Source organism: Burkholderia sp. HAN2018 (genome assembly GCF_024704855.1).
In the GTDB taxonomy this organism is placed as follows: domain Bacteria; phylum Pseudomonadota; class Gammaproteobacteria; order Burkholderiales; family Burkholderiaceae; genus Burkholderia; species Burkholderia cepacia.
Map to the genome: position 1 here is coordinate 1 of NZ_QOBB01000236.1, position 10,554 is coordinate 10,554.

General features: G+C 59.3%; 9 protein-coding genes. All 9 read left to right on the top strand.

Annotated elements, in window-relative coordinates:
- Positions 1–403: 403 nt before the first annotated feature.
- The 9 genes from DPV74_RS34460 (at position 404) to DPV74_RS34500 (ending at position 10,426) form a co-directional block, all read left to right on the top strand.
- On the top strand, positions 404–1,648 hold the full coding sequence (locus DPV74_RS34460) for an integrase family protein (protein WP_162923220.1): 1,245 nt from the start codon (positions 404–406) through the stop codon (positions 1,646–1,648).
- A 306-nt stretch (positions 1,649–1,954) separates the two neighbouring features.
- A complete protein-coding gene (locus tag DPV74_RS34465; RefSeq protein ID WP_062885880.1) occupies positions 1,955–2,812 on the top strand; it encodes a hypothetical protein in 858 nt (285 codons plus the stop codon).
- A gap of 128 nt (positions 2,813–2,940) precedes the next feature.
- Positions 2,941–3,300 (top strand): helix-turn-helix domain-containing protein, encoded by a 360-nt coding sequence (locus DPV74_RS34470; RefSeq protein WP_119338821.1) that lies wholly within the window; start codon positions 2,941–2,943, stop codon positions 3,298–3,300.
- A 657-nt stretch (positions 3,301–3,957) separates the two neighbouring features.
- Positions 3,958–4,236, top strand: coding sequence for an HU family DNA-binding protein (locus DPV74_RS34475; protein ID WP_059686284.1), 279 nt, complete (start codon positions 3,958–3,960; stop codon positions 4,234–4,236).
- Entirely contained in the window at positions 4,233–5,387 is a 1,155-nt protein-coding gene (locus tag DPV74_RS34480) for a YhcG family protein (RefSeq protein WP_119338822.1), read from the top strand. Before DPV74_RS34475 ends, DPV74_RS34480 begins: the two co-directional genes overlap by 4 nt.
- 103 nt (positions 5,388–5,490) lie before the next feature.
- A complete protein-coding gene (locus tag DPV74_RS34485) occupies positions 5,491–5,919 on the top strand; it encodes a hypothetical protein (protein ID WP_119338823.1) in 429 nt (142 codons plus the stop codon).
- 278 nt (positions 5,920–6,197) lie between these two features.
- The gene (locus tag DPV74_RS34490; RefSeq protein ID WP_162923221.1) at positions 6,198–7,049 is read left to right on the top strand and encodes an FRG domain-containing protein; all 852 of its coding nucleotides are present in this window, start codon (positions 6,198–6,200) and stop codon (positions 7,047–7,049) included.
- 14 nt (positions 7,050–7,063) lie between these two features.
- Positions 7,064–7,333, top strand: a complete 270-nt coding sequence (locus DPV74_RS34495) for a hypothetical protein (protein WP_374709008.1) — start codon at positions 7,064–7,066, stop codon at positions 7,331–7,333.
- Between the two features lie 54 nt (positions 7,334–7,387).
- Complete coding sequence (locus tag DPV74_RS34500) at positions 7,388–10,426, top strand: hypothetical protein (protein ID WP_162923222.1); 3,039 nt, start codon at positions 7,388–7,390, stop codon at positions 10,424–10,426.
- The last annotated feature ends 128 nt before the right edge of the window (positions 10,427–10,554 follow it).

Here is a 10,554-nt window from a genome sequence, read left to right on the forward strand (position 1 = left end):
CGAACGCGCGGCCGACCAGCGCGCGGCGGCCGACGGACGACAGGGTCGCGAGCGCGGCGAGGCCGGTGGCGCCGGCGAACAGCAGATGTCTGCGGGTGGGCATGATGGGCTCCTGGCAGCAGGTCCTGAAAACATGCGCCCATCGTAGTCAACGGTCGGTGTCGAAGTCCTCACGGAAAGTTAAATGAATCGTGATTATTTTTCGGGTGATCCGGCCAAGTCCGACGAAATTCGTCTGAGCCGCGTCGGATAAGGGTTTGCGGGGAATCGGTGGTCCGCCCAATTCCGCGGAAATCCCGCACGAGCCGCAACTTTTTAGTGTCTTTTTAGTGTTCGTGGCGTGGGGTAGGCTCTGCTGAGGATGCGCGGGCCGATCGGATCACGATATCGATGGAGGGCGATCATGGGGGCATTGACGGTCAGGCAAATCGAAGCTGCGAAGGCGACCGGAAAGCGGTATTTCCTGTCGGATGGGCGTGGACTGTTCCTGCGCGTGGGGCCGGCCGGCGGGAAATCTTGGTTTGTTCGCGTCAGTATCAATGGCAAGCAATGCGATAAGCCGCTCGGCAAGACGTGGGCGCGCTCGACGACCGATGCGCAGTTATCGCTAGAGGATGCGCGCGCAGCGGCTGCGACGATTCGTTCACACGCGCGCGACGGCGTGGACTACCTCGAAGCGAAGAAGCGTGAACGCCAGGCCAAGGTTGAACAAGCGGTGACGGCGGACCTCACATTCGGCGACTTATTCGATGCGTGGTTCGCGACGGTCAACAAGAAGCGCGGCAAGAAAGGCCGAAAGGATGGCGGTAAGTCGCTTCGAGCTGCGATGGAAAAGCATGTGCTGCCGACTCTTCGTGCTCACCGGATCGCAGGCGTGTTTGCGTCGAACGTTCTGCCGCTGCTTACCGCGATTTCCGATGTGGGATACAACCGCCAAGCGGTCGAGATGCTGATAACCATCCAACAAATGATTCGATGGGGCGAGCGTAATCAGCCGTGGAAGCGCTTGTTGATCGATTGCGATGTGCTTGCGCTTGCAAAAGAGGATGTTGTTTCAGGCGATTACGATCCGGTGCGTGGCAACGAACGCGATCGGACGCTTACGGACGACGAAATCTGCATGCTCGGTGAACTGATTCCGGCCGCTCGGCTTCCATGCTCCATTGCGTCAGCGGTATGGGTGATGCTCGCTTGCGGAACGCGCGTCGGCGAAACAGTCCTGACGCGATGGACCGATCTTGACTTCAAGGCACGGACGTGGACCATCCCAAAGGAACACACGAAGTCGAACACGGCGATCACAATTCACCTTTCCGATTTCGTCCTCGCGCAGTTTGCGGCGCAGCAGGTCGTGCGCGCCGGCGTGCCGGAGGGCGACGCACGGCGCGATTATGTGTTCCCGTCGGAAAAGGGTAAGCTGCCGCACGTCAGCATCCATACGACCTGCGGGGCTATCCGTAATCGGCAACGCATCAAAGGATGCGCCGACCGAGGGTCGCACGAGGGCAACCGATGCGCTCACTGTCTCGGGGGGGCAATGGAAATGTCACGACTTGCGTCGGACGTGCGCAACGATGATGCAATCGCTGGGCATTCCGGAAAGCATCGTGCATCGATGTCTGAACCACGCACGAAACGATCCGCTTGATCGGATCTATCTGCAGTTCGATTATGACGCGCAGATGCGCGACGCTTGGCGGCGATGGGGTGACCGCCTGTCGGTACTAGTTGGCACGGGTACGGAAAACGTACGTTTTCTGTTCTCGCCCTAATCGGAGAGGGCATCTCCGCAGAGGGAAGGAGGAAGATGTAACCTTGATAATACGACTTATCACGGTTATAAGTCCGTCGTCGGCACTCCGACGTCCGCGGTTGCTGGGGGGGGGCGACTCCGCAGGCTACAATCGACGGCATTCAGCCTTGATCGAACTGTAATAAGAATCGGGAGCAACCCGTGACCGTCCTCGCCATCGATAATCAAACGCTCGCAGATACAATCGAGCGTGCACAAGCGTTCTTGGCCACGCAGCCGCAAAAAAGGGCAGCCGACAATTGGTGTCGCTACTTGCGCGACGATCGCGATAGCCGCACCTTTTTCGACGCGACGCCCATGACGCAGTCGACGGTATTCGGAGTGAAGGTGGCCGAGGCGGTCGCGAGAGCGTATTTGGCGTGCGTCGAGGGGCAAGAGGCTGAACTGGCTCCGACTGTTGCCCAGGTCAGAAAGCTGCAGGCTTCGGCTTCTGCCTTTGAGGCGGACCTTGATTCGGCCGGGTCATGGGTCATCGGCGATCGGACGGATCCGGCTTTTCGCGAACCACTTAGCCGTATTTGTGCCGCACCTTCTCGCGTGCCGCCGCGATCGGCGGGCCGGTTGCCGCTGGGAGATCGACGGGCATTTGTTCTCCACCTTGCCCGTTCGTTGTACGTGCTTAGCTCAAGTTTCCCGACGAAATTTCTGATGGTGGCTACGGTTCTTGCTTGGGAGGAGACGAGCGATCGCACGATTCGCTCGATTCTCACACCCGCTGTGAGGTCGACGATTGCCGCTCAGGCCGCTTCCGAAAGAGTGGCGGGTATCGCCAGCGAAAATGCGACTCACCATCTGATCAGCCGGGTCAGCGTGAATCCAGTATCGACTCCGTTGATTGGGGGCGACAGTAGGTCAGACGGCGAGAAAATCGCAGAGGCGTTGCGGTTGCTCCGGTCGCTCACCGATCCGACTGCCGCAACCGTCACGGTGGCGACATTGATGGAGCTCGCAGACGAGTTTGGCATCGCGCCCGTACAGCTTGAACAGCCGGCCGGATGAATTACCTAGGCTTTTGACATCAATTTCTTCCGGACGCTTTCCCCCTCCCGAGCGGAGAGATTGACGTAGCAGGGTTTGCGGGATGCTAGGCGAACATTGTGTCCATGCTCACAACTAGAAGGAAAAGCATGGCACGAGTTGATGCAACTACGATGGCGACGGCACTGAGGGTGATTTTGGCTCGACAACCTGGCAATAGTGCGAGCCGGCAGCGCGAACGCTTGCTTGAGGCTTTCTCTGCTTTCGGTCGTGTTACTACCGTGGAGGCAATGCGCTTCCTCGACATCCTCGATCCTCGTGCACGTGTGTGCGAGCTGCGTAAACGCGGGTATCAAATCGCAACCGTAACGGTCGCCCGTGCGAGTGAAAGTGGCGTGACGCACGCGGTCGGTGACTACGTGCTGCTCTCCACCGCACCGCGTGCGGCGGCGCTTCGCAATGATGGTGACTGGGTGCAGATGGATCTTCCCATGATCTATCCCGGATAGTTTATTGGGGCCCGACACCTTGTCCGTTGGCGAGTGACTCAAACGAGATTGCACTTGCACTGCCAGCGCGGGCGAACCGTACCGTGGCGCGGGTAGCGCGCCTACTTAAAGCATGTCGCTGGCGGGCATCGGCAGTTTCTACATAGAAACTTTAGGAATCGAGGGAGGTTGTGCGTGGTTGTCCGAGTGAAACTGTCGGGCTACTGAAGCGAGCAATTCCGAGGGCCGGCGGGGAAGGGGAACATAGTAAGGGCTATGTTACCCTTCATTTCGGGACATCGAGCGGACGGCCCAGGCTCGTGGGGCTCACACAACTGAAGTTGGGTCTAGGCCCGGCTGCCGGTGGCGGGCAGAGGGGAGGCAGGAGACGCGGCACGAACCGATGCCGTAGCCTGCGCAGGTCGGCCGGGAAGATTCGGCTGGAGTAACAGTCAGGTTGTCAGTGATAGCACCCGCACCGGCCCGAGAGTTGTGTGAGTGCTGGCCGGGCGGAAAACGTTCGCGATTGCCCTTGGCGAGCGTGGCTGCGACAGGTGTAAGCCGGAGTTCATTGGTGGGCTGCCCGCCGCAGGCAGTGGTGGGGCGGAGGCCAGCGATTTGCGTGTGTGCAGCGGGATGAGGTAGGGTGCAGCTTTGACTTTGTTGCCGAGGCTGTTCATGAACAAGCAGGAACTCATTGACGCGGTCGCAGCGGGCGCGGGCGTCAGCAAAACCGACGCGAGCAAAACCGTCCAGGCGGTCCTGGACGCGATCACGAACGCGGTGAGTCGCGGCGAATCGGTACAGCTGATCGGTTTCGGCGCGTTTTCGCAGGGGCAGCGCGCTGCCCGCACGGGACGTAATCCGACGACGGGCGCAGAGATTGCCATCCCGGCCGCGAATACTGTGAAGTTCACCGCCGGCAAGGCGTTCAAGGACGTGGTGAACGCCCAGTGACGCAGCGTGATGTCGGGCAGGCCGCTTATGCGGGACTGCACCGTGAAATTGCCGATGTAGTCGCGTCGGCGCGAGAAGCGACGGCTCGCACGGTGAACGCCCTGATGACGGCGACCTATTGGGAGATCGGGCGACGAATCGTTGAGTTCGAGCAGGGCGGGGAGGAACGGGCCGCTTATGGCGAGGCGGTGATCCGCCATTTGGGCGTCGATCTGTCAGAGCGATTCGGTCGCGGCTTCGGATGGCGCAATCTCGCACAGATGCGCGCCTTTTACTTGACGTGGCCTGCGGATCGGATTGTGCAGACACTGTCTGCACAATCCACGCCCGCCCGGATTGTCCCGACAGCGTCTGCAAAATCAACCAAGGCGGCGGTGAAGGCGTCGACGGGCGTGGCGTTTGAGCTGAATGCTATCGCTCAGGCTTTTCCGTTGCCCTGGTCCGCCTACGTTCGCCTCCTCGCGGTGAAAGCGCAAGCTGCTCGCGACTTTTACGAGGCTGAAGCGCTGCGTGAGGGCTGGTCTGTGCGGCAGCTTGACCGTCAGATCAGCAGTCAGCTCTATGAGCGGCTGGTGCTGTCACGCAACAAGGCGTCCTTGCTCGGAAAGGCGGCTGTAGCGCAACCCGGCGATCTTCTATCGCCTGAGGAGGCTATCCGCGATCCGTTTGTCCTCGAATTTCTTGACATGAAGGACGAATATTCGGAGTCGGATCTCGAAGCGGCCTTGATCCAGCACTTGGCGGACTTTCTCCTCGAGCTCGGCGATGACTTTGCGTTCATAGGTCGGCAGCGGCGTTTACGGATCGATGACACCTGGTTTCGAGTCGATCTCGTGTTTTTTCACCGGCGCTTGCGATGCCTGCTCATTATCGATTTGAAGGTCGGGCGCTTCAGCTATGCGGACGCGGGGCAGATGCATCTCTACCTCAACTACGCGCGTGAACATTGGATGAAGCCCGGCGAAAACCCCCCGGTTGGCTTGATTCTGTGTGCTGAAAAAGGCGCGGCCGAGGCGCATTATGCACTCGACAACTTACCGAACAAGATACTCGCAGCGGAGTATAAGACGGTCCTCCCGGATGAGGCCACGTTCGCGCGAGAATTGGAACGTACCAGGATCGAACTGGAGCGCCGGGGCCGCAAGGCGTGACTTCCCGTCCGAGGTTCCGAGGTGCTTAAACACGCGCGGATCGGCGAATACGATGAAGCGGTCGCCCGGTTAAATTTGATGTTGCTGGCACGGCAATCAAGCTATGCGAAAACACTCAACCGTGCGCCGACGGCCACTGACGAAGGCGCAACTACTACCTCTTCCGGTTGACCAGGTCCGTCGTCTTTCTCTCAAGCACCGCCTCGCACTTGCACTGCTTTGCGGCGGCAGTGGTGATATTGAGTCGATCGCCACGCTGTCCAATATGCTCGCGCTCGCGTTTAATTTTCGTTCCGACGGCGAAGCGGAACTATATCGCTCCGCGGACTTCGCACTCAACCAATGCATTGCGCGGGCAGAGCAGGGTGGCAAGTGGACTTTTACAGACGCGGAACGGAGTGCACTCGAAGCGTTGCTTCGTGTTCATGATAAGCAACTTGCTGCGGTGCCGGTCCATCGCTATCTTGAAGCGCTGGAGCAGGTGCAGCATGTTGGCATGCCTTCCTGTACCTTTCCGATCGAATCGGACTGATGCTGAACGTTTTCTGCCTGTCGCGGCAAATCCGCCGGCGGTTGATGTGCACGGTAAATCTGTGAGTTGGCGCAGCCAATGCGCGATCCGGGTATGGACCTCGTAGTCGACAGTTTCTACGTAGAAACTCTAGCAAGCGAGTCAGGGCGCGGGTAGTTGTATCGTCAAAGGGCACCGTGATGCTCTTTGTCTAAGTGGTTCTATTCCGCGGCAGGAACTAGTGGAATGAAGGGGCATCAGGATGACGGTACCCTGACCCACGAACAAAGGACTCACCGATGAGCACCTCATCCAGTCTCGATCCGAATCTCCGCGATGCCCAATGTGTCGGGGAAGCGACTGACCTTGTGAGCTTTCTTCAACACGTCGATAAGTGGCTTGCCAGCGTCGACGTAATCAGCCTCGATTTCCCATTGTTTCGCGGCCAGGAGGTGGAATCGTGGCGGCTTGTGCCCGCAATTGGACGCGCACCATACCAACTGCGGTTGCGGCCCAACACCGAGCAACGCATGCTCGACGAGTTCAAGCAGCGTGCCCTGCCTCACGTCGAATCGACCGTGGACCTGACGAACGCCGACTGGCTTGCGATCGCACAACACCACGCGATGCCCACCCGCTTGCTGGATTGGTCGGGGAGTGCGTTGTCGGCCCTCTGGTTCGCAGTAAAAAAACCGGCCGTCGAGCAACCGTGCGAGAGCCGTTCGTGTGAAAGCGAGGAGGGCCGTGGCCTGTGGCCGGGCGCCGTGTGGATGTTGCCCGTCACGCACGACGACCTGATCTCACCCGAGGAGAGCAAAGATCCGCTCCGACTCGGCCGAACACGGTTGCTGAAGCCGCGCCATGTCTCTCGCCGTATCGCTGCCCAGGATGGCTGGTTCACAGTCCATCGGGGGAAGCAAATTGGCCTCGACACGAGATACTTCGCGCTCGACACCAACCCCGGGTTTCGTGACCGACTGCGCTACATCCGCATTCCAGGCGAGGCATTTGGCACTATCCGCGGGCAGCTTCAGCGGGCCGGCATCAATCGCGGCGTGTTGTTCCCGGACCTCGACGGGGTCGCCGGCCGCATCACGGATGACATCCTGTATCCCGCCGATCAACCATCGCCGGGCGCTAGCAATTTCTGAGGAGTCACGATCCCGTGGCCAATCGTCCCCGGCAACTCGGCCTACTAGTGCCGCGCACCTACCCGCGTACCGAGTTCACCGCGCTGCGCGCGTGCGTGAAGAGTCTGCCCGTCTCCATGATCGCACGGCTCTACTTCGACCTGGACGAGCACGAACCGCTCGAGGTCGAGCGCTTGTTGCGCACCATGCGCGACTACCTGGTGTCGAGCGCGCTGCGCGAGGGCTCGCCGGTGCTCGTCGAACAGCAACGGATGTGCCAGGAGGCGGCGAAGTATCACGCGTGACTGGCAGCCCGACGCGGCGAGTAGCGGCAAAGCAATGCAGCCAGAGATCAAAACATGAAAACGAATACGAATACGAAAAAACAGACACGTCGGCCGGGAAAGTCTTCACAACGCAAGTCCTCTATACAAGGAAAGGCCAAATTGGCCGCGAGTTCAGCGTCGACTGGAGCGCAGGGAGTCACATTTGAAAATCGTGCCCAGGCTGTCAAGCTGATCCACATGTGTTTAGGTGCGCCGTCCCCGGGAATCGCCGAAGGGTGGGTCATCGCGGAACTGCGCTTCCAGGCACGCGCGCATGGACCGCAAACGGACGATCTGGTTTGCACAGTCGAGAACTCGGCGGGTCACCGGCATCGCGTGTTCTTTCAAATGAAGTCAGGCCTGACAGCAAGATCGTCGACCAAAGCTTTCCAAGATGCAATCGGGGGGGCTTGGCTCGACTATCAGCAACCGGAACTGTTCTCAAGAGGTGAGGATCGCATCGTTATCGTTCACGATGCCGACGGGCGTCATCACATGAGCGGTGCGACCGCAGTTGCGAAGGCGGCAAGCATGTCGCTGTCGAGTCGAGAGTGGCTCGAAAAAATCGATGCGGTTGGGGTTAGCAATGCACTGAAGCGAAACGCCGTCTCTGCATTCAGAACCGTTGTCGCGAGTTTTGCGCGAAGACCGATTGACGACGAGGAACTCTACACGTTCCTTCAGCATGTGAGCTTCCTCGCGCATGACTTAATGGAAGACGGCACTGCGGAGCACGTGCAGCTTGTCAACCTGATTCGCACGAGTTTGCTGTCCAGTGGCTACACCGCCGATCCCAATCACGTCTGGTCGAAGTTCGTGACAGCGTGTATGTCACTCAATGCTAGCGCAGGCGGGATAGCGCTCGAATCGTTGGCCGAGGTGATCGGCGATGACCTCGCTCGCGCGTTCAAGATCGTCCGCGAAGCAAGCGCTCAACATTTCACGCTCGGCGCGCTCGCTGGCGCGTGGAAGCACGGCACGTCGCCCGTAGGCATGGCGGTCGGTATCTCAACGGTGGCGCTACCAACGGGCGATACAGGGGGCCAAAGTGCGATTCCTGCCTCACGCGATTCATCCGAAAACAAGTTGATCTCCCGACAACTCGATCAGATCAATATTCGAATCAAAGAAGGGCGGTACCAGGAGGCACTGAATGACCTTCGACGGCTTGGTGAGGATCTAGGGCCGTTTGATGCGCATCAGCGCGCGCGTTGGTACCTCATGCGCGGGACGTGCCGCTTCAATCTCGATCATGACAAGGACGCCGCAGCTGATTTTCTAAAGGCGGCTGAGTTGTGCGATGACGACGACAAGCTCGCTGCTGCGAGGGTGCGCGGCTTGTTGCTCGCGAACGATTTCATGGCAGCGGAGAAGGCTGGTGTTGAAGCGCTCGAGCGATTCCCGCAATCGCTTTCAGTCTGGCTGGTCGCCAAAAACGCGGAATTGGTGCGAGGCGGCTCGCTAATGGAGGACGAGATACCTCTTGAGCACCGCCAAGAGGCCGACGCCTTTCAACTGGTAGCCTTTAGCCGCTACCGGGCAGGCGACATCGAGGGAGCAGCCACGGTGGCTCGAAAGGCGTTGGCCTTTCACGACGTGGGTTTCTTCAACAGGGATAGGGCGCTGGGGTATACGCTCGAATGGGTGGCGGCCAGTCCGCTCAACATTGCCTTTCGCATGCTTGATACAGCGGAGTTGAATGCGCTGGGCGACGTAGCAGCGGCGTTCGAACCACGGCACGAAAAGCTGTGGACGGTCCAGTCAACAGCGACACTGAAAGCGACGGTAGTCAATCTTGGCTACGTATATGTCCTTCTGAGGCGGACCAACGACGCGTTAGACCTGCTGCGTGAGGCGCGCGCCAGATCGATCGATGGGCCCGAGTTTCTTCGATTGGAGATCGAGGCATATCGTGGCGCCGGCGATATCGATCGCGCTTTGGAGGTGGGGCTGTCCTCACTCCACGCGATGCCCGCCGATGCCCTTGTTACATTCGCCCAAACATGCGCAAACTTAGGAAAACTCGAACCGATCGAGCGAGCACTCGAGGCCGCGGCTAACTTGCCGGCCGATCGCGAACGCGCGGTCGAATCGATCAGAGTATTGCTGTGGCAAGCGCTTGCGAAGGACGGACGTCACGATGAGGTTATGCAACAGTTGGACGCCCAAGACCTGTCGACATCGACGTCTATTGCTGCGCTTGCGGTCGGATCGGACATGCTTCGTCGCGCCGGCCGCTTGGAGCAGGCAGATAGTCTGCTCGCCCGCGCGGCCACATTAGTGAGCCAAACGGCCGTAGAGCAGGAGCGCTATATGCTCGCGATGTCCTATTTCCAAGCAAGCCGGTTTGAGGAATGTGCTGAGATATACGGTGCCATGCTAAGGCCTGGGGTGCACAGTGAGCTTCATGCCGATCTGCTATTTTGCTACTTGCGTCTCGGAGCGTATGCGAAGGCCCGGCAACTTATCGACTCCCTTCACGAGAGCTGGATCGAGAACGACGGTGCGCGGCACTTGGCCATGGAACTCGGTCAGGAAGTCGGCGATTGGGCGTTGCTCAAGCAGCTCTCGTTGGTTCAACTGAGGCACTACCCCGGTCAAGCGATGAGTTGGTTGTTTCGGCTGACCACGGCAGCTCGGGACTCGCATGGGGAGCTGTTGTCCGTGCTGGATCAAATTCCCGAGTTGCTCGAAGGTACCTCTCGCGAGTTGACTCAAATTGCCACATGTGAAATGAGTCATGGATTCGAGGAACGCGGCCTCCGACGTCTGTATCGCATGCGCCGGTTGAATATGGCGGATGTCGATGTGGCGGCAGCGCACTTGGCTGGTCATCTCGCCGTACACAAAGCGCTGCCGCACCTCGAAGTAAGTCGACCCGTGATCGAGGCGGGGACTTACTTTACGGTAGTCGACAATGCGGGGCGACCCTTTACCCGAGCAATCGATCCTCCCGAACTCGACGGACTTCCAGATGCCGACGAATTCCGTTCCGCGTCATCAGCGGACGTTGCCCCTTTTATTGGCGCAATTATTGGAAGCGAGGTCGCCGTGACCTGCCCCCTTCAATAGAGCCAATGGGCTTCTAGCAAAGTTCCTTTAAACCAGCTCCTGGAAAGCGGCAGGAGTATCCGCGGTTGCCCGATGTTTCGCCGCAAACTCTGACGGCGCAAGGTAGTTCAGTGCGCTGTGCGGCCTTT

Coding starts and splice junctions, on each gene's coding strand:
- DPV74_RS34470 (WP_119338821.1), top strand. CDS start 2,941: ATGGCACGAGTTGATGCAACTACGATGGCGACGGCACTGAGGGTGATT.
- DPV74_RS34485 (WP_119338823.1), top strand. CDS start 5,491: ATGCGAAAACACTCAACCGTGCGCCGACGGCCACTGACGAAGGCGCAA.
- DPV74_RS34460 (WP_162923220.1), top strand. CDS start 404: ATGGGGGCATTGACGGTCAGGCAAATCGAAGCTGCGAAGGCGACCGGA.
- DPV74_RS34500 (WP_162923222.1), top strand. CDS start 7,388: ATGAAAACGAATACGAATACGAAAAAACAGACACGTCGGCCGGGAAAG.
- DPV74_RS34490 (WP_162923221.1), top strand. CDS start 6,198: ATGAGCACCTCATCCAGTCTCGATCCGAATCTCCGCGATGCCCAATGT.
- DPV74_RS34475 (WP_059686284.1), top strand. CDS start 3,958: ATGAACAAGCAGGAACTCATTGACGCGGTCGCAGCGGGCGCGGGCGTC.